The 19781-nt window shown below is 52.4% G+C and carries 13 protein-coding genes; 7 read left to right on the forward strand and 6 right to left on the reverse strand.

Annotated elements, in window-relative coordinates; translation table 11 throughout:
• Positions 1–283: 283 nt before the first annotated feature.
• Positions 284–2209, reverse strand: a complete 1926-nt coding sequence (locus tag HHO50_RS06900) for an OmpA family protein (protein ID WP_255478636.1) — start codon at positions 2207–2209, stop codon at positions 284–286.
• A gap of 3 nt (positions 2210–2212) precedes the next feature.
• The gene (locus tag HHO50_RS06905; RefSeq protein WP_181305590.1) at positions 2213–2794 is read right to left on the reverse strand and encodes a 7-carboxy-7-deazaguanine synthase QueE; all 582 of its coding nucleotides are present in this window, start codon (positions 2792–2794) and stop codon (positions 2213–2215) included.
• A gap of 566 nt (positions 2795–3360) precedes the next feature.
• Here HHO50_RS06905 and HHO50_RS06910 point away from each other — a divergent pair.
• The 3 genes from HHO50_RS06910 to thrC are packed head-to-tail and all read left to right on the forward strand — an operon-like array spanning position 3361 to position 7059.
• Positions 3361–4767, forward strand: a complete 1407-nt coding sequence (locus HHO50_RS06910) for an aspartate kinase (RefSeq protein WP_181305286.1) — start codon at positions 3361–3363, stop codon at positions 4765–4767.
• A gap of 10 nt (positions 4768–4777) precedes the next feature.
• Positions 4778–5743, forward strand: coding sequence for a homoserine kinase (locus HHO50_RS06915; RefSeq protein ID WP_181305287.1), 966 nt, complete (start codon positions 4778–4780; stop codon positions 5741–5743).
• A complete protein-coding gene (gene thrC, locus HHO50_RS06920) occupies positions 5740–7059 on the forward strand; it encodes a threonine synthase (RefSeq protein ID WP_181305288.1) in 1320 nt (439 codons plus the stop codon). Before HHO50_RS06915 ends, thrC begins: the two co-directional genes overlap by 4 nt.
• A gap of 474 nt (positions 7060–7533) precedes the next feature.
• On the opposite strand, the gene HHO50_RS06925 is transcribed toward thrC, so the two are convergent.
• From HHO50_RS06925 to lepA, 3 genes are all read right to left on the reverse strand, one after another.
• Positions 7534–8415 carry a bifunctional 5,10-methylenetetrahydrofolate dehydrogenase/5,10-methenyltetrahydrofolate cyclohydrolase gene (locus HHO50_RS06925; RefSeq protein ID WP_181305289.1) on the reverse strand — a complete coding sequence of 294 codons (882 nt, stop codon included), beginning with the start codon at positions 8413–8415 and terminating at the stop codon, positions 7534–7536.
• A gap of 227 nt (positions 8416–8642) precedes the next feature.
• On the reverse strand, positions 8643–9374 hold the full coding sequence (locus HHO50_RS06930) for a DUF4184 family protein (protein ID WP_181305290.1): 732 nt from the start codon (positions 9372–9374) through the stop codon (positions 8643–8645).
• A 57-nt stretch (positions 9375–9431) separates the two neighbouring features.
• Positions 9432–11219, reverse strand: coding sequence for a translation elongation factor 4 (gene lepA, locus HHO50_RS06935; protein ID WP_181305291.1), 1788 nt, complete (start codon positions 11217–11219; stop codon positions 9432–9434).
• A 232-nt stretch (positions 11220–11451) separates the two neighbouring features.
• On the opposite strand from lepA, the gene HHO50_RS06940 reads away from it, so the two are divergent.
• The gene (locus HHO50_RS06940) at positions 11452–12021 is read left to right on the forward strand and encodes a DUF1003 domain-containing protein (protein WP_181305292.1); all 570 of its coding nucleotides are present in this window, start codon (positions 11452–11454) and stop codon (positions 12019–12021) included.
• Positions 12022–12081: 60 nt separating this feature from the next.
• Here HHO50_RS06940 and HHO50_RS06945 read toward each other — a convergent pair whose 3' ends face one another.
• Positions 12082–12708 (reverse strand): trimeric intracellular cation channel family protein, encoded by a 627-nt coding sequence (locus tag HHO50_RS06945; RefSeq protein WP_255478637.1) that lies wholly within the window; start codon positions 12706–12708, stop codon positions 12082–12084.
• 714 nt (positions 12709–13422) lie between these two features.
• On the opposite strand from HHO50_RS06945, the gene HHO50_RS06950 reads away from it, so the two are divergent.
• From HHO50_RS06950 to cls, 3 genes are all read left to right on the forward strand, one after another.
• Positions 13423–16854, forward strand: coding sequence for a methylmalonyl-CoA mutase family protein (locus HHO50_RS06950; RefSeq protein WP_181305293.1), 3432 nt, complete (start codon positions 13423–13425; stop codon positions 16852–16854).
• A 282-nt stretch (positions 16855–17136) separates the two neighbouring features.
• Positions 17137–17985 carry an Rpn family recombination-promoting nuclease/putative transposase gene (locus HHO50_RS06955; RefSeq protein ID WP_181305294.1) on the forward strand — a complete coding sequence of 283 codons (849 nt, stop codon included), beginning with the start codon at positions 17137–17139 and terminating at the stop codon, positions 17983–17985.
• 273 nt (positions 17986–18258) lie between these two features.
• Positions 18259–19707: a cardiolipin synthase gene (gene cls / locus HHO50_RS06960; protein WP_181305295.1), complete on the forward strand. Its 1449-nt coding sequence runs from the start codon at positions 18259–18261 to the stop codon at positions 19705–19707.
• The last annotated feature ends 74 nt before the right edge of the window (positions 19708–19781 follow it).

Raw genomic sequence — 19781 nt, forward strand, 5'->3', positions numbered from 1 at the left:
CATCTTTTAGAGCTAATTCACACTACGGCGCGGATTTACTTCCGGGCCTTCTGAACATTGCAGCAAGCCACAGAAGTAAATCCGCGCCCTAGATGTCAAAGGCCGTCTATAAGATTTCTGAAATTCTCCTCCTTTTCATAAAACAGAAAGTCGGCCCGAATTCTCGGGCCGACTTTCTGTACAACTAAACAAAACATTAAACAACTAAACTTAACCTGGGTTTCACTTCTTGTAGAACCAGCGCTGGGGCAGATAGTTTATTACGTTTCAAATTCATGTCTGGCTACAGAATCCGCATTTCAATACGGCGGTTCAATTGCCTGTTTTCTTCTGAGGTGTTGGCCGCCGCAGGTTGGGTTTGGCCGTATCCTTTCGCCTGGAAAATAGAAGCCGGAGCGCCTTTAGAAACCAGGTACTTCACCACGGCTTTGGCCCTGGCTTCAGAAAGTTTCTGGTTGGCGGCGGCCTGACCTACGTTATCGGTGTGACCGGCAATCTCTACCTGGATCTTCGGGTTGGCTTTCAGAAACTGGAAAAGCTTGTCTAGCTCTGTCTGCGATTCGGGGCGTAAATCGGCTTTGCCGGTATCAAAGAAGATATTGCTGAGAACGGCTTTGGCACCTTTGTTCAACGGTTGCAGGTAGAAATCCAAAGCCAGCGGAGCCGTAGTGGAGGTGGCCGCAATATGACGGCTTTCCAGCACGTGGCCGGGCGCAGTTACATACAAGGCGTAGCGTTGCTTCTGGTTCAGGACAATGGTGTAGGCCCCCGAGGTACCGTCAGAAGATACCTGCTGGGTAATTACGCCCGCCGAGTCCAGGTCATACACCTGCACAGTGGCTTTCAAAGGCTTCTTGGTCACCGCATCAAACACCCGGCCTTGGGCGAACGAGGAAACGGTTTTGCCTTTCCAGACCTCTGGTACCTCAAACTGTAGCAAGGCCACTTCTACTTTACTTCCCTGGGCGGATTGCCCCGAGTAATAGCCGGTTCTGTTGTCGGGTGAGATGAAAATGGAGCTTTCGTCGCGGTGCGTGTTCAAGGGGTAGCCCATGTTCTGGGGAGTACCCCATCCGTTTTTCTCCCGGTTTACCTTAAACAGGTCTAAACCACCCATGCCTTGCAAACCGTCGGTGGCAAAGTAAAGCGTGTTGCCGCTGGCGTGCAGAAAAGGCGAGTTCTCCCGGCCGGGTGTGTTTACGTTAGCCCCTAAGTTCACCGGAATGCTCCAGGTGCCGTCTTCCTGCTGTTTGGTGACCCAAATGTCTTCGCCGCCTTGTCCGCCTTTGCGGTTAGAAGCGAAGTAAATGGTGCGGCCATCGGCCGAAAGGCTGGGCTGGGAATCCCAGGAGGTGGTGTTCACGTTTCGGCCCATATTCTTGGGTTTGCTCCACTCATTTCCTTCCCGGTAACTGATATACAAATCACAGGAGCCGTACGAATCCTGCCGGTTGCAGGAAGTGAACACGAGTACGCGGCCATCGCCGGAAAGCGAGGCGGCTCCTTCATTCAGTTCAGAGTTGATGGTCTCTGAAACGGAGACCGGCGTCTGCCACTGGCCTTCCTTGCGGTACGCCAGATACAGGTTTTCATCGTCTAAAGGTCTGCTGCCTTGCCGGGCGGTGAACAGCAACGCCTGTTGGTCGGTAGTGAGTACCGGCGAATACTGCAGTCCGAATTTGTTTACGCCTTCGCCCAAAGATTTCGGATTGAAGTTTACCGGATTCTTGAGGGCCTGCTGGGCAAACGTCACATTCTTCAGTTGCTGGTTGGCGTGCTGCATCTGCTTGCTCCCCTTCTTTCCGAACTGAATGTAGTGCTGGTAGAAAGTAGCCGCCTCCTGGTACTGCCCTCGGCCGAAGGCCAACTCTGCATAATTAAAGTAATCTGCCGACCGGCCGGGCAACACGCCCATTTTGGGCAGGCCCCGGCGGTAGAACTGGTACGCTTCCTCTTCTTTCTGCAGAATACGGTATAAACCCGCCGCCTCTACGTACGCCTCGCCAAAGGTGGTGTCGCGCTGCACCGCGTCATTGAAAGAGGCTAACGCTTTCTCAAAGTTACGGGCCTGTATGTACCTGATGCCTTCGTCGTAAGCACTCTGGGCTTTCTTGTTGGCAGAACCACCCGCCGCTTTTTGGGCCACCGCCGGGGCAGCAACCAACAGGAAAAAGAACAGCAGAAGACTGAGAAGCGGGAAACGCAGCATGGCTTACGGAATATTCAGGAATTTATGGGTTTGCAGGGAGATGCGCCACTTGGGGTTGCTTTTCACATACTCCACAATCTGCGGCATCATGTTGTCGGCTTTGCTCCACTCCGGTTGCAGGTACAGGCGCGTGTTTGGCCCCACCTGGGCGGCATGTTCCTCGGCCCAGGCGAAATCGCTTTTGTGGAAGACAATCACTTTCAGCTCGCCGGCGTGCGGTTGTACGCTGGGGTGCGGCCCTTTGAATTTCTTGGGCGAAAGGCAAATCCAGTCCCAGGTACCGCTCAACGGATAAGCACCCGATGTCTCTATAAACGTCTGGATGCCCCGCTTCTGCAGTTCTGCCGTGAGGTAGTCTAAATTATACAGCAGCGGCTCGCCACCGGTGACCACCACGGCTTTGCCCGGGTACTGTTCGGCTTGCTGTACAATCCAGTCGGTATCGGTGAGCGGGTGCAGGGTCGCATCCCATGACTCTTTCACATCGCACCAGTGGCACCCAATGTCACAACCACCCAACCGGATAAAATAAGCGGCTTTGCCCGTGTGGTAGCCTTCCCCCTGTATGGTGTAGAAGTGTTCCATCAATGGCAGCTTGGTACCGTCTTTGGGTACCGTATGCACCGAGGCAATTTTTATATCTGCAGTAGCTTCCAATTTCTGAGTATAAGCGTAGCCGTTTTAAGGCTATTTTAAGCAAAACAGCCCTTAAACGAGATTTATTGTATGCACCCAACAAGCTTTGCACGCTATAAGTTGCGGCTATGCCTTGCTTTCACAAGCAAGCTCTTTTATTGGGCGGTGCAAAGTTAACCAATCCAAATCAGAATGCGCAGAGAGCGTTTTTGACTTCCTTTGTGGTGTCAAATAAAAATTTATTACCTTTTTTACTCATACTTTAAAATTTTTACAGATATTGACCCCACCAATGGCTAAAACTCCTAACATAGCATCTCAAGTACTTTCTTCTTTCTGTGAAGAAACGGTTTTCTATGTCTTAGCTATTTCTATGATTACAGGTATCTTCACTATTACCCCTACGGGGGTATAGCTGCACATATCGTCCATTCTAAGGCCAAATCTAAACTGGCCCTTTCGGCCTAGTGCCCTAAATCACCGTACTATTATCGTTTTCCCTTAAGCCCGTTTCCATGCTGGTTTTGAAATTTGGAGGCACTTCTGTGGCCAATGCAGATGCCATCCGTCAACTAATCTCCATAATCCAGGAGAAACAGAATCCAAAGATGCTGGTGGTAGTCTCCGCCATGTCCAAAGTCACCGATTTGCTCATTAGCCTGTACCAGAAGGCGGCCGCCCATGATGTCACCTACCTGGAGCTGATTTCCAGCCTGGAGGCCAAACACATGGAAGCCATTGAACAGCTAGTGCCCATGAGCCAGCAGATTGACATCAAAGGCCGTATTAAAATGATTTTCCGGGAACTGGAAGACGTGTGCCGGGGCATTTACCTCTTAGACGAACTCAGCGACGGCACCAAGGCCCGGGTCATGGCCTACGGCGAACGTTTGTCCTCGGCAATCGTCTCGGTGGCATTTCAACACAACGGCCTGCCCAACGCACTCATAGATAGCCGGGACTTCATCCAAACCGACAATACCTACCTCAACGCCAAAGTGAACCTCAAAGCCACGTTTGCGTTGATGCAGGAAAACCTTCCGCAAGCGGAACTCATTGTGGCTCCCGGTTTCATTTCCCGCTCCGCGGATGGAAAAACCACGGTCTTGGGCCGGGGCGGCTCTGATTACACCGCCTCTTTATATGCCGCCGCCTTACAGGCTGATTCCCTGGAAATCTGGTCAGACGTAGACGGCATGTACACCACCGACCCGCGCAAAGCCAGCGCCGCCTACTCCATTGAAGAACTGAGCTACGAAGAAGCCATGGAGCTGGCGTATTTCGGGGCGAAGGTGCTCTACCCGCCTACCATTGCGCCCTTGGTAGCTGCTAAGATTCCGTTGGTTTTAAAGAACACGTTCAACCCCGGCCATAAAGGAACCCTTATTTCCGCTAATCCCGCGCCAAGTGCCCAGAACGTGAAAGGAATCTCCTGCATTGACCATATAGCCGTGTTAACGGTGAGCGGCAGTGGCATGGTGGGCGTACCGGGCGTGGCCATGCGGTTGTTTAAAGCGGTGGCCTTAGAATGTATCAACATCTACTTCATCACGCAGTCTTCTTCTGAGCAAAGCATCACCATCGGCTTGGCCGAGACCGAGGGAGAAAAAGCGGTACAAGCCATTACCGAAGAATTTGCCGGAGACATGGCCCAGGGGCTGTTGAACCCGGTGAGTCTGGAGACGCCTATGAGCATTGTGGCCATTGTAGGAAACGGCATGGTGCAGCAGCCCGGCATTGCCGGCAAAGCGTTCTCCTTATTAGGCGAAAACAACATCAACATCAGGGCCATCGCGCAGGGGGCTACCGAGCGTATCATTTCGGTGGTATTGAACTCAAACGATGCCCACCGCGCCGTGAACCTGCTCCACGACCGTTTCTTTCTTTCCGTACCTGAACAATCAGCGGCCGCTTTGGCCTAATATCTTTTATATGGATAACAACGATTTTGTCAAAGCCTATGCCCCGGCCACCGTGGCCAACGTCTGTTGTGGCTTTGACGTGCTTGGGTTTGCCTTAGACCAGCCCGGCGATGAAGTATGGGCCCGGAAAACAAATGAACCCGGCATCACCATCTCCGCCATTCACGGCATTGACGGACTTTCCGCCGACCCTAAAGAAAACGTGATTGGCGTAGTGGCCCAGAAGATGCTGGATGCCCTAGATGTAACCCACGGCCTGGAACTGCAACTGCATAAAGGGATGCCCGTGGGCAGCGGCCTGGGCAGCAGCGCCGCCAGTTCTGCCGCCGCCGCTTTTGCGGTAAATGAACTGCTGGGCTCCCCCTTCACCACCCAGGAGTTGGTGATCTATGCCATGGAAGGCGAACGCAAAGCCTCCGGTTCGGCCCACGCCGATAACGTGGCCCCTTCCCTTTTGGGTGGCTTTGTGCTGGTACGCGACTATGAGCCGCTGGATGTGATTCCGTTGGGGGTGCCGTTGGAACTGTACTGTACCATTCTGTACCCACAGATTGAACTGAAAACCTCCCTTTCCCGCAGCATTCTCAAGCAGGAGATTCCTTTGAAAAAAGGCATCCGGCAGTGGGGAAACCTGGCGGGCCTGATGGCTGGTCTGCTGAAGAAGGACTACGGTTTAATCGGGCGCAGTCTGCATGATGAGATATTTGAACCGGAGCGTTCTGTTCTGATTCCGTTGTTCAAGCAAGTAAAAGAAGCCGCTTTGGTCGCTGGTGCGTTGGGAGCCGGTATCTCCGGTTCCGGCCCATCCATCTTCGCCTTATCTGCCTCTTTGGAGCAGGCAAATACCGTTAGACAAGCCATGGAAGCCATTTACGAGGGCAGCGGCATAGAAACCAAAACGTATGTATCTCAGGTGCCGGAACAAGGTGTTCGCCTGGTGGCACAATCAACTTTCCAACCCGCTCTGCCGCTATGAACTACTACAGCACCAATGACTACGCCGCCCAGATGAGTTTCAAGGAAGCGGTCATCAAAGGACTTCCCCAGGACAAAGGCCTCTTTTTCCCGAAGGAGATTCCCACCCTATCGGAAGATTTCTTTGGCGCGCTCCCCTCCCTCTCCCTGCCGGAGATTGCCTTTGAAGTATTGCAACCGTATGTCACCCCAGATATTTCCCCTGAGGACTTGCGCACTATTTGCAGTGAGGTGTTTACTTTCCCTATTCCGTTGGTGGAAGTGGAGAAGGATATCTATGCCTTGGAGCTTTTCCATGGCCCTACCTGCGCTTTCAAAGATGTGGGAGCCCGGTTTATGTCCCGCTGTCTGCAAGCCTTCGCAGAGCCAGACCGACCGGTGACCGTCTTAGTAGCCACCTCCGGTGATACAGGAAGCGCAGTTGCCAACGGTTTTTTAGGTTTGGACAACATTGACGTGGTAGTGGTCTACCCGCAGTTAGGCGTAAGCGAGATTCAGGAAATGCAGTTCACTACCCTGGGTCAGAACACCAGCGCCGTAAGCATTGAAGGCACCTTTGATGACTGCCAAGCCCTTGTGAAACAAGCATTTTCAGACAAAGAGTTAAACCAGAAGAAGAACCTGTCTTCGGCTAACTCCATCAACGTGGCCCGGTGGCTTCCGCAGATGGTGTATTACTTCTACGCGTGGGGCCAATGGAAAAAACAGAACCCAAATGCAGAGGAAATAACCATCTCGGTGCCCAGCGGAAACTTCGGGAATCTGGCGGCTGGCCTTCTGGCCCGGCAAATGGGGCTGCCCATAACTTATTTCGTGGCGGCCACCAACCAGAACAAAATTGTTCCAGATTACTTAGAAACCGGCGTCTACACACCTGCCCCGTCTGTGTGCACCATTGCCAATGCCATGGACGTAGGAAACCCCAATAACTTCCCCCGCATTCAGGAGCTGTTTGGACATGAGCGGGAAGCCTTGCAAAAAGTAGTGAAAGGTTTCTGGGCCGATGACGAGGAAATCAAGGGCACCATCAAACTGGTGCATCAGGAAACCGGCTACCTATTAGACCCGCACGGGGCGGTTGGGTACCTAAGCCTGCGCCAATTACTCCCGGAACTGAAAACACCCGGTATTTTCCTGGAAACCGCGCACCCAGCCAAATTCAAGAAAAGCATGGAAGAAGTTTTAGGGCAGGAAATTGAATTGCCAGAGCAGCTAAAGAAATTCCAGGGGAGACAGAAGCAGGTCACCGATATGCCCAATGACTTTGCAGGCTTTAAACTCTTGCTGATGCAGGAGCACAAAGAGGGCACTTTGTAAGAGCGTTTTCAGGCTGTTTTAGCTAAAACATGCTCAAAAGGAAGAGCAAACTTTTATTTCTCTGGCGCGAGTCTCCAGACTCGTGCCAGCACAAGTAAGTTGTTCTGTTTTAGGCCTATTTTTCTTAAAACAGGCTAAAAACAGAAAAACCTTAATGGCTGTGCGTAGCGTTTGCGTCAGCGCTCTACGCACCAAGAGACAGCCAATCTCCTGATTGGCGTGCCGGAAAGGCAGCGGCACAGACGCTCGCAGGTTCTCCGGACACTACGAGGGTCTTTGGAGCAACCGGTGTAGCGATGGCAAGCAGAAAGCAAATTATGGCGCGGTTTTCCTTCCAAGGCTACTGGGAAACGGTTAGCAAGTCACGGAAGTAAATCCGCGCCATAGTTGTTATCAGGTGTTTTTTAAAATCAGCCACAAAGCAAAAGGCTCACCATTTGTGAATGGTGAGCCTTTTGTTTTGGCTATCTAAAATTAAGAATACACTTCCTTTTTGGCGGCCCGTAACGTGTTCTTCAACAGCATGGAGATGGTGAGTGGGCCCACGCCACCGGGTACCGGCGTGATGTAGCTGCACTTAGGGGCAACGTTATCAAAATCCACATCGCCGCGCAGGCGCCACCCTCTTTCGCGGGTGGCATCGGTCACGCGGGTGGTTCCTACGTCTATGACTACGGCACCCTCTTTCACCATGTCGGCGGTAATGAGGCCGGGTCTGCCCACGGCTACAATCAGGATATCTGCCTGGCGGGTATGGGAGGCTAGGTCTACGGTGTTGCGGTGGCAGATGGTGACGGTGCATTCGCCGGGGATGGTGCATTTGCTCATCAAGATACTGATGGGCGTGCCCACAATGTTGCTTCGGCCCACCACCACGCAGTGTTTGCCTTTGGTATCTATGTTGTAGCGCTCCAGCAACTGCATGATGCCGTACGGCGTGGCGGGAAGATACGCCGGCAAGCCTGCTACCATGCGGCCCACGTTCACCGGGTGGAAGCCGTCTACGTCTTTTTTATAATCCATCACCTCCAGCACTTTGTCTGGGCTGATGTGCTTGGGAAGCGGCAACTGGACAATCAGTCCGTCAATTTCTGCGTCTTCGTTTATCTCCTTGATTTTGGTCAGGAGTTGTTCTTCGGTGATGTCCGTTTCATAGTGAAGCAAGGTAGAGGCGAATCCCACGCGCTCACAGGCAATCACTTTGTTGTTGACATACGTCATAGAACCTCCGTCCTGGCCAACTAGAATAGCGGCTAAGTGAGGTACCTTTCCACCTTGTGCTTTGATTTCGGCAACCTCGGCGGCAATCTCATGTTGGATTGCTTCAGAGGTTTTCTTTCCGTCTAAAAGGGTCATGGGTACGGGAAATGAGAGATGATACAAAGCGTAAAAGTACAAGCCATTGCGGAAAGTGCCTCGGGTTTTTAGAGTTATTTCCCAGAAACAAGCCCGAAACCAACGGCACCTTCTTTTCCTCCTAGCCTACGGCCGAAGCTATTACAACATTTGCCTCAAAGCGTTTTAGGGCCGTTTTCATGAAAACAGCCCTAAAACGCAGAGAATACCAAACTGCGGAGGGAAATCTACTTCTTAGAGAGATTCAGAACCGATGACGCAACCAGTAATCCCAGCAACCCGGCGGCGATGGCGGTCATGATGGTGTCATCCATGGTCATTTCACGGTCTCTGATAGCAAATCTCAAGATAAAAGTGGGAACGGTGATGAGGAGGATGATTCCCCAGAAAAGAAAAAACGTGGGCTGCATTCCTTCTTTAGAAGCAAGTGGCAACTTGAGCGCTTCTACTACCAGAAAAATTCCCAGAACCAAACTACTGAGGTATTGTAAAATGTGGTAACCGGGAACGGCTTTGCCGAATAGCTCATACGGTGCGCTTAAAAGGGAAATGTTGTTCGCCGTCCAGCCATAGTGGTGGGTAAAGTCATCACAGAGAAAATGGGTCACCGTCCCCAGAAAGGCGGAGGTGACCACAGTCACCCAGTTTTCCCGAAAATAGGCCCGCCAATCAAAGCCTTTGTACACCCATAACCTGTTGCGTAGAAAAGGAGGCAGATGGTTGATCAAAGGATCTCTCACCCAGCCATGGTACAGAATGGCCATGACCAGCACCACCGGAATGTCAAACAGGAAAATGCCTTTGAGGGTGTGGCTGATGTCCGTTTGGGCCCGCATTCTGAAAAAGAACTCAAAATCTGGGGCCATGCTCCCCAACGCCAACGCCGTCAAAGAAACTCTCTTCCCCGACACATGTTTGAAAGGAAGAATGACCGCCGGATGGGAAAAAGTAAAAGGCATACAAGGAAGCTAAGAAGAAAGAAAAAGCCCGGCACTGCTGCACCGGGCTTTCTGGGATCAATCAAGTTTAAGAACTGCCAGGAAGGCTTCCTGCGGAATTTCCACGTTGCCCACTTGGCGCATCCGTTTCTTCCCTTTCTTCTGTTTTTCCAGGAGTTTCCGCTTCCGCGAGATATCCCCGCCGTAGCACTTGGCCAAGACGTTCTTCCTGAGCGCCTTCACGGTCTCCCGGGCAATGATTTTCTGCCCAATGGCGGCCTGAATGGCAATCTCAAACATTTGGCGCGGTAACAGCTCCTGCAACTTCTCGCAGAGGCGTTTGCCCCAGTCATAGGCTTTGTCACGGTGCACGATGGCGCTGAGGGCATCTACTTTTTCGCCGTTGAGCATGATGTCCAGCTTCACCATGTGCGACTCCCGGAACCCGATGAGTTCATAATCCAGGGAAGCATAACCCCGGCTGATGGTCTTCAATTTATCAAAGAAGTCAAACACAATCTCGGCCAGTGGCATCTCAAACACCAGTTCCACCCGGTCTGAGGTCAGGAAGTTCTGCGCCTTCAGAATGGCGCGTTTGTCCATACACAGAGAGATGATGGGGCCAATGTACTCGGCCTTGGAGATGATCTGCGCCTTGATGAACGGCTCCTCAATGTGGTCAATGTAGTTAGGCTCCGGCATCTCAGACGGGGCGTTCACTTTAATCTCGCCGTCTCTGGTGGTGAACGCCTTGAACTGCACACTTGGCACGGTGGTGATCACGGTCATGTCAAACTCGCGCTCCAGGCGCTCCTGCACAATCTCCATGTGGAGCATGCCCAGGAACCCACACCGGAACCCGAAACCAAGCGCCGCCGAAGTCTCTGGTTCCCACACCAACGAGGCATCGTTCAACTGTAGCTTCTCCATGGAGGAACGCAGTTCTTCGTACTCAGTGGTTTCCACCGGATAAATACCCGCGAATACCATGGGTTTCACCTCTTCAAACCCCTGGATCTGGATGGTGTCTGGGTTGGCGGCGTGGGTGATGGTATCCCCTACCTTTACCTCTTTCGCATTTTTGATACCCGAGATCAAGTACCCTACGTTACCTGCCCCCAGCACCTGCTTAGGTTCCTGGTTCAACTTGAGCACGCCAATCTCGTCCGCTTCGTATTGCTTGCCGGTGGCGATGAATTTCACCTTGTCGCCTTTCCTGATGGTTCCGTTCATGATCCGGAAGTACACCTCAATACCGCGGTACGAGTTGAACACCGAGTCAAAGATCAAGGCTTGCAGCGGCGCATCTGGGTCTCCTTTGGGGGCCGGAATACGTTCGCAGATGGCCGCCAGAATTTCGGCAATGCCAATGCCCGCTTTTCCGGAGGCGTGCACAATATCTTCGCGCTCACAGCCAATCAGGTCAATGATTTGGTCGCTCACCTCCTCGGGCATGGCGTGCGGCAAGTCTATCTTGTTCAGAACCGGCACAATCTCCAGGTCGTTGCCAATAGCCAAATATAGGTTGGAGATGGTCTGGGCCTCAATTCCCTGCGAAGCATCCACAATCAGCAGTGCGCCCTCGCAGGCGGCAATGGAACGGGAAACCTCATAGCTAAAGTCTACGTGACCGGGCGTGTCAATAAGATTGAGTACGTAGTCTTCGCCTTTATAATTATAGTTCATCTGGATGGCGTGGCTCTTGATGGTGATGCCGCGTTCCCGCTCCAGATCCATGTTATCCAAAAGTTGGTGCTGCATTTCCCGCTCGGTCACCGACTGGGTAAACTCCAGCAAACGGTCGGCGAGGGTACTCTTGCCGTGGTCAATATGCGCAATGATGCAAAAATTGCGGATGTTCTTCATATTCTATTTTAACAATCAACAAAGATAAGAAAGAAATGCGAGCCTCTGGAAAGCAGCGGGGAGCCTTGGTCTACTTTTTTACGTTTCGGGCTACGTTTAGGGGCCGTTTTCTGAAAATAAGCCGTGAAAACCACGTCATTTTCATCAACTTACACGGATTAACGGATTTTCCCTTTATTTCAAACCTCTACTTTCTGCAGCCTTCGTATAACCCCTGTTAAATCTTGACAACATGGCTGAAAATAAGAACAATGATGGGGTGTTCCGGGGAACGGAAGGGCACTTGGCCGATATTGTGGAACGCAACATCAAGGCATTGCTGGCCCGCCGCAAACAAGAGGATTTGTCCCGGAACCTGTCTGAACGGATTTCCGACAACGTGACCAAATTCACGGGCAGCATGCTGTTTGTGGTCATTCACCTATGCATGTTCGGGCTTTGGATTGTCTGGAACCTGGGTTGGCTGGGCCTTCCGCCGTTTGATGAATCGTTTGTGGTGCTGGCCATGTTTGCGTCTGTAGAGGCTATCTTCCTTTCCACCTTCGTGCTCATCAGCCAGAACCGCATGAACATCCAGGCCGACAAGCGCGCCGACCTGGATTTACAGGTGAGTTTGCTGGCTGAGCACGAAATTACCCGCCTGGTCACCCTGGTCACCGCCATCGCGAAGAAAATGGACATTGACGAGGCCCACGATCCTGAGATAAACGAACTGGCCAGAGACGTGCAACCCGAGAAAGTGATGGACACCATGGAGCACCACCAGGAGAATGTAGAAAAGGAAAAAGCAAAGAATAGTTAAGGTCGCCTCCTGCCTTCTGTTTACAGTCTCTTTTCATGAAAACAGGCTGTAAACAGAAGGCTATTCTTTTGGGGTAAGGGTGGGGAAAGCCCATTTCAGCCGCACCGCCAGAAGCCGGATCAAGATGATGATGCCAACGGCGATCCAGACGGGCACGCCAACTGGCACCGGCGCCAAGCGCATGAACAGATAAGACGCTCCCCCCGCCAGGCAAGCGGTCGCGTAGACTTCCCGCCTGAAAATCAAGGGTATTTCATTGCACAGGATGTCCCGCACCACGCCGCCAAACACGGCCGACACCACCCCCATGACCAGGGCAATCAGCGGCGGAACGTCCAGTCTGAGGGCTTTTTCCATGCCCAGCACCGTAAACAAGGCTATCCCCATGGTATCAAACAAAAACAGGGTTCTCCTGAAACGCCCAATTTGCTTTCTGAAAAACAGCGTCACCATTACGGCCACAAAAACCGTTACCAAGAGCAGTTCTTCCTGAATCCAGACGGGCCGAAGGTTCAGCAGCAAGTCCCGCATGGTTCCGCCACCCAGTGCCGTGGCAAACGCAATCACGGAAGCCCCAAACGGATCCAGTTTTTTGTCAATGGCCGTTTGCGTTCCACTAATGGCAAACACAAAGGTGCCTATCACATCAATAAAAGGAATGAGCGTCAAAGGCGGAAGATCTGGCATAGGCATCAATTTTTGGTAAACTACGCAAAAGCAACCGATGGATGTTCTTTAAACATGGCAATATTCCTGGCGCAAGCGTCCGCTTGTGTGTGCGCACCTTTCACTGCTGTTCCGCACTCCTGCTGGTGGTTCCCGGCGAGTCCGGCGGCTCGCTTCATCCCCCGTTACGAGATTGGAGTCTCGCGCCAGTACTTTCTAAAGCCTGCTTCCGTGAGGCTGCCCGCTCCAAAGACCACGTAGCGTCTGGAAGACCTGCGAGCGTCTGTACCCATGGCTCGCCAATCAGGAGATTGGCCGTCCAGTAAGTGCGTAGAGCACTCACGCTAACTCTACGCACAACGGTACTTGTTCGTGGTTTCCGGCAAGTCTGGAATCGCGCCTTTGGCTCTAAACCTGTGAGGTCTTGAGACCTCACAGGTTTCCGCGTTTTAGGCTCGCTTTTCGCAAAACAGCCCCAAAACGCAGCAGCGGGGTTTTCACGCCCTACTGGAGAATGCCGGGGGTGAGGCTCTTTTCTGCGGAGGGGCGGGTACTAACTCAAAAAGGCATGCGGAGCCAGTTATATTTTATCTATAAGTCAACGCTGAACGAAAGCTATTTTGTGGCTGTTTCAAGAAAAGTAGCCTTAAAACGGCCCGAGAGAGTTTTCCTTACTCCTCCCTTTCTATCTTAAAATTCGTACTTTCGCATACCGTTCACTAGCTAACCTAACAAATGTCAGTTACTACTGCACAACCCTACAAACCGGTTAACCATATCCGCATCGTCACGGCCGCCTCTCTATTTGACGGCCATGATGCGGCCATCAATATCATGCGCCGCATCATTCAGGCCTCCGGCGCAGAGGTCATTCACCTGGGCCACAACCGCTCCGTGCAAGAGATTGTGGACTGTGCCATTCAGGAAGATGCCCAAGCCATTGCCATTACCTCCTACCAGGGCGGCCACCTGGAGTACTTCAAGTACATGTATGACCTGCTCCACGAGCGCGGCTGCGGACATATAAGAATCTTCGGCGGCGGCGGCGGCGTAATTCTGCCCACCGAAATTGAAGAGCTGCACGGCTACGGCATCGCCCGTATCTATTCCCCGGATGATGGGCGCGCCATGGGCTTGCAGGGCATGATCAATGACATGCTGGAGAAGTGCGATTTTCCTACCGGGCAGAACCTGAACGGCGAGGTGAAGCACCTGAAAGAAAAAGACATCAAATCCATCGCCCGCCTGATCTCCGCGGCAGAGAACTTCCCGGAGGAATTCGCGAAGGTGAAAAAAGACCTCACCCCAGCCCTCTCCCGCGGAGAGGGAGCTTCTTCCTCCCCGCGGGAGAGGGGGCCGGGGGGTGAGGTTCCTCCAGTTTTAGGCATCACCGGTACGGGCGGGGCAGGTAAATCTTCGTTGGTAGATGAACTGGTGCGCCGGTTCCTGATGGACTTCCAGGACAAGACCATTGCCATCATCTCGGTAGACCCTTCCAAACGCAAAACCGGTGGGGCCTTGCTGGGTGACCGTATCCGGATGAATTCCATCAGCAACAGCCGCGTGTACATGCGCTCGCTGGCCACTCGCCAAAGCAACCTGGCTTTGAGCCGCTACGTGCAGGACGCGGTAGACGTGGTGAAAGCCGCCAACTTTGACCTGATTATTCTGGAAACCTCGGGCATTGGTCAGTCAGATACCGAGATCATTGAGCATTCAGATGCCAGCCTGTACGTGATGACGCCCGAGTACGGCGCGGCCACGCAGCTGGAGAAAATTGACATGCTGGACTTCGCGGACATCATCGCCCTGAACAAATTTGACAAGCGCGGGGCCCTGGATGCCATCAGAGATGTCAAGAAACAATACAAGCGCAACCACCAGTTGTGGGACGTGCACGATGACGAGATTCCGGTTTTCGGGACTATCGCCTCGCAGTTTAATGACCCGGGCATGAACCGCCTGTACAAAACCGTGATGGCCAAAATCTCAGAGAAATCTGGGGTGAATTTTGATTCTCAGATGCAGGCTACCGGCGAGATGTCTGAAAAAGTCTACATCATCCCTCCTGCCCGCACGCGCTACCTTTCTGAGATCGCCGAGAACAACCGTAACTATGACAAATGGGTGCAGGAACAGGCCAGCGTGGCCCAGAAACTGTACGGCATTCGGCAGTCCATTGAAGCCATTCAGGCCCTTGAAGTGGAAGATAAAGACCGCCTGACCAAAGGTTTAGAGTACGCCTACGAAGAAACAGCTTTAAGACTGGACGGCCAGAACAAGAAGCTGTTGGAAGCTTGGCCCGAGAAGCGGCAGGCGTACAAGAATGAATTCTACGAGTTCAAGGTTCGGGACAAAGTCCTGAAAATCGCGACCCACACCGAAAGCCTTTCCCACCTGAAAATACCAAAGGTAGTAACGCCGAGCTACCAGGCTTGGGGCGACCTCTTGAAATGGAATCTGCAGGAAAACGTACCGGGTGAATTCCCGTACACGGCCGGGGTATTTCCGTTCAAACGCGAAGGCGAAGACCCTACCCGTATGTTCGCGGGCGAAGGCGGGCCGGAGCGCACCAATCGCCGTTTCCACTACGTAAGTAAAGGACTGCCAGCCAAACGGTTATCTACCGCTTTTGACTCGGTTACTTTATACGGAGAAGACCCGGATCTGCGTCCGGACATCTACGGTAAAATAGGAAACTCGGGGGTGAGTATCTGCTGCCTGGATGATGCCAAGAAACTGTATTCGGGCTTCAACCTGGCCCACCCGATGACCTCAGTGTCCATGACCATCAACGGCCCGGCCGCCATGTTATCAGCCTTCTTCATGAACGCCGCCATTGACCAGCAGTGCGAACTGTACATCAGGGAAAACGGGTTGGAGGAAGAAGTGAACGCGCGAATCCAGGCTATTTTCCAGGAATTAGGCCAGAAACGCCCATCTTACCAAGGCGAATTGCCCGAAGGAAACGATGGCCTGGGCCTCATGCTGCTGGGAGTGACCGGAGACCAGGTGTTGCCTGCGGAAGTATACGCTCAGATCAAGGAAAAAACCCTGGCTTCGGTGCGCGGAACCGTGCAAGCCGATATCCTGAAGGAAGACCAGGCGCAGAACACCTGTATTTTCAGCACCGAGTTCTCACTGCGTTTGATGGGTGATGTGCAGCAGTACTTCATTGACCACAACATCCGCAACTTCTACTCGGTGTCCATCTCGGGCTACCACATTGCCGAGGCGGGTGCCAACCCGATATCGCAATTGGCGTTCACACTGGCGAACGGCTTTACCTTTGTGGAATATTACGTGAGCCGGGGCATGGACATCAACGCCTTTGCGCCAAACCTCAGTTTCTTCTTCTCCAACGGAATTGACCCGGAATACGCGGTGATCGGCCGCGTGGCCCGCAAAATCTGGGCCAAGGCGATGAAGTTGAAATACGGGGCCAATGCGCGTTCGCAGATGTTGAAGTACCACATCCAGACCTCGGGCCGTTCGCTGCACGCGCAGGAAATCGACTTCAACGACATCCGGACTACGTTGCAGGCGCTGTACGCGATCTATGACAACTGTAATTCGCTGCACACCAACGCTTATGACGAGGCTATCACCACCCCTACCGAGGCCTCAGTTCGCCGGGCCATGGCGATTCAGCTGATCATCAACCGAGAGTTAGGATTGGCCAAGAACGAGAATCCGCTGCAAGGTTCCTTCATCATAGAGGAGTTGACTGATCTGGTGGAAGAAGCTGTATTGCTGGAGTTTGACCGCATTACCGAGCGCGGCGGCGTGCTGGGCGCCATGGAAACTATGTACCAGCGCGGCAAGATTCAGGAGGAAAGCTTGTATTACGAAACCCTGAAGCACACCGGCGAATACCCGATCATTGGCGTGAATACCTTCCTGAGCAGCCAAGGCTCTCCCACCGTGATTCCGTCAGAAGTGATTAGGGCCACCGAGGAGGAGAAGCAATACCAGATTACTATGCTAAAGGAGTTACATGAGCGTCATGCGGAAAAAACTCCTGCTCTTTTGAGGCAGTTGCAGGAAGTATCGGTACAAAACGGTAACATCTTTGAAGCCATTATGGAGACGGCCAAATACTGCTCTTTAGGACAAATCACCAATGCCCTTTTTGCCGTTGGTGGCCAATACCGTAGAAATATGTAGCAAGGCTCGTGCGCTCAGTAGCCCGCGCCAACCGAGGCGACGCAAGCGCGTTTATCGCCTGTTTTCAGAAAAGGAGCCTGTAACTGCAGGCTCCTTTTCTTTTGCAGGTAAGCACCGGTTTGACATTCATCTTTTCCGTGGCAAAACGAGATTCAAACCGGCGCTAAAACCATTTCTGGTTTTTTGATATGCTGCAAATCTGACAGGTAGCTCAGCCTTTCAAAAACAAAAACCGCAGGCATGAAAATCTTGTATCTTTGGGTATAGCATAAGAAAACAACAATGGCTGAGTTCACGGAAAGATACATCAACCCGTTCACCGACTACGGTTTCAAGAAGTTGTTCGGGGAAGAACCCAACAAAGACCTGCTGCTGGACTTCCTGAACGTGCTCCTGAAGGAGGAACAGGGCGAAATCATAGACTTAACCTATCTGAAGAGCGAACACCTGGGAACGGGCGAACTGGACAGAAAAGCCATCTTCGACCTGTACTGCGAGAACGAGAGAGGTGAGAAGTTCATCGTGGAACTGCAGAAGACCAAGCAGAACTTCTTCAAGGACAGGACGGTCTACTACTCCACCTTCCCCATCCGGGAGCAGGCCAAGCGGGCCGACTGGAACTACGAGCTGAAGGCGGTCTACACCATCGCCATCCTGGACTTCGTGTTCGACGAGGACAAGCAAGACCCCGCCAAGTTCCGGTATGACATCAAACTCTCTGACACCGAAACAAAAGAGGTGTTCTACGACAAACTCACCTTCATCTACCTGGAGATGCCCAAGTTCAACAAGACCATTGAGGAGCTGGAGACCAGGTTTGACAAGTGGCTGTACGTGATCCGGAACCTGAACCGGCTGGACAAGGTGCCCGACAAGCTGCGGGAACGGGTCTTCGAGAAGCTGTTCGAGGCCGCCGAGATAGCCAAATTCACCCCAGAACAGATCCGCTCCTACGAGGACAGCCTAAAGTACTACCGCGACATGAAGAACTCGCTGGATACGGCAAGGGAAGAAGGGAGAGAAGAAAGGAATGTAGAAATAGCCAAAGAAATGGTGCTGGCCGGTGAGCCTACTGAAAAGATAATGCGGTTCACAGGGTTGTCGCTTGAACAAATAGAAAAACTGAGATAAAAACAAGAAGTAACCACCCCTACACATCAGCTGGGTTTGGAAAGCCCCAATTGCTTTCCAAACCCATAGGGGTACTATGGGCGACTACAAATAAATTTCCAGTCACGGTTTAGCTCAGTACTGGTATTTTAGCCTTTCCTTGCCTGCTTCTTTTGTAACAAACCTGGCTGGCCCTCTCGTTTAAACAGGAAACCCTGCACTACTTACCTCTCATTTTTCTATAGTAAATGCGTATTCTTTAGAAGCCAATTACTTTCAACCTTTACGGCAGCTATGAACTGGATATTGATCGCAGATATTCTCTATATTCTGGTGCTGGTGCCGGTGAGCCTGCGCATTATCCATGACACCAACAGCAGCAGCAAAACCATTGCCTACCTGTTGCTGGTCATCTTCCTTCCGGTGCTGGGTATTTTCTTTTACTTCTCGTTCGGGATCAATTACCACAAACGCCAACTCTACAGTAAAAAACTGACCGAAGATGATGCCTTGCGCCAGGAGTTGGAAACCAGGATCATCTCTAAAACCGAACTGAACCTCCAAACCAACCAGGAGGCCATTCAGGATGCCGAGGGGCTGGTCACGTTATTGCTCAAGGACAGTTGGAGCCCCTTGACCGGCGGCAACCAGGTGAAGCTTCTGTTTAACGGCGAAGAGAAATTCCCCGAGCTCCTCCAGGCCTTACAGGCGGCCACGCACCACATTCACCTGGAATACTACATTTACGAAAATGACACCATTGGCAACCGCATCAAGGAGGTACTCATCCAGAAGGCGCGGGAAGGCGTGCAGGTGCGGATGATCTACGACGATTTCGGGAGCAGATCCATCCGCAAGAAAGTGGTGCAGGAACTGCGGGCGGCGGGCGTGGAAGCGTATCCGTTCCACAAAATAAAACTTATCTATTTCGCCAACCGGCTCAACTACCGCAATCACCGGAAAATCATTGTCGTGGACGGCGCGTGCGGTTTTGTAGGCGGCATCAACATCAGTGACCGTTATATCAATACGCCGGGCGGCGAAAACGAACGGTATTGGCGCGACACGCACCTGCGCATAGATGGGCCGGGCACCTTTTACCTGCAATATCTTTTTTTCTGCGACTGGAATTTCTGCTCCAAGCAGCAACTGGCACCAGAACCGGTTTATTTTAGCACCCACCGGCACCCGGGCAATGTAAGCGTGCAGATTGCCGCCAGCGGCCCAGATTCGCCCACGGCCACCATCATGCTTTCTTTGTTCAAGGCGATCAATCTGGCCAAAAAAGAAATCCTGATCACCACCCCTTATTTTATACCCGGCGAAAGCCTGCTGGACGCCCTCAAGGCGGCGGCCCTCAGCGGCGTATCGGTGAAAGTCCTGACCCCGCATGTTTCGGATTCTCGCCTGGTCAATGCCGCCGCCTGGTCTTACTATGAGGATCTGATGAAGGCCGGGGTTGAGATTTACCTGTACCAAAAAGGCTTCGTGCACGCCAAAACCCTGGTGGTGGACAGCTATCTGGCCATTGTAGGCACCGCAAACATGGATGCCCGCAGCTTTGACCTCAACTTTGAGGTGAATGCCCTTGTGTACAACCATGAAATCGCAGATCAGTTAGCCGCCGCCTTCCAGGAAGATTTGAAGAATGCCGAAAAGATTGAAAAAGAAGCTTGGCTCAGCCGCCCAAAATCCCGGAAGCTCCTGGAAAGGATAGCCCGGCTTTTATCCCCGCTCCTTTGATCAATTCCTGCCATGCCGTTGCAGCCTTCCGGCATAGTATTATCCAACCGTATAAAGGGAAAGGCGGAAGAATT

Origin of the sequence: Rufibacter sp. XAAS-G3-1 (assembly GCF_013623775.1) — a bacterium.
GTDB lineage: Bacteria > Bacteroidota > Bacteroidia > Cytophagales > Hymenobacteraceae > Nibribacter.

Coding starts and splice junctions, on each gene's coding strand:
- HHO50_RS06900 (WP_255478636.1), bottom strand. CDS start 2,209: ATGCTGCGTTTCCCGCTTCTCAGTCTTCTGCTGTTCTTTTTCCTGTTG.
- HHO50_RS06905 (WP_181305590.1), bottom strand. CDS start 2,794: ATGGAACACTTCTACACCATACAGGGGGAAGGCTACCACACGGGCAAA.
- HHO50_RS06910 (WP_181305286.1), top strand. CDS start 3,361: ATGCTGGTTTTGAAATTTGGAGGCACTTCTGTGGCCAATGCAGATGCC.
- HHO50_RS06915 (WP_181305287.1), top strand. CDS start 4,778: ATGGATAACAACGATTTTGTCAAAGCCTATGCCCCGGCCACCGTGGCC.
- thrC (WP_181305288.1), top strand. CDS start 5,740: ATGAACTACTACAGCACCAATGACTACGCCGCCCAGATGAGTTTCAAG.
- HHO50_RS06925 (WP_181305289.1), bottom strand. CDS start 8,415: ATGACCCTTTTAGACGGAAAGAAAACCTCTGAAGCAATCCAACATGAG.
- HHO50_RS06930 (WP_181305290.1), bottom strand. CDS start 9,374: ATGCCTTTTACTTTTTCCCATCCGGCGGTCATTCTTCCTTTCAAACAT.
- lepA (WP_181305291.1), bottom strand. CDS start 11,219: ATGAAGAACATCCGCAATTTTTGCATCATTGCGCATATTGACCACGGC.
- HHO50_RS06940 (WP_181305292.1), top strand. CDS start 11,452: ATGGCTGAAAATAAGAACAATGATGGGGTGTTCCGGGGAACGGAAGGG.
- HHO50_RS06945 (WP_255478637.1), bottom strand. CDS start 12,708: ATGCCAGATCTTCCGCCTTTGACGCTCATTCCTTTTATTGATGTGATA.
- HHO50_RS06950 (WP_181305293.1), top strand. CDS start 13,423: ATGTCAGTTACTACTGCACAACCCTACAAACCGGTTAACCATATCCGC.
- HHO50_RS06955 (WP_181305294.1), top strand. CDS start 17,137: ATGGCTGAGTTCACGGAAAGATACATCAACCCGTTCACCGACTACGGT.
- cls (WP_181305295.1), top strand. CDS start 18,259: ATGAACTGGATATTGATCGCAGATATTCTCTATATTCTGGTGCTGGTG.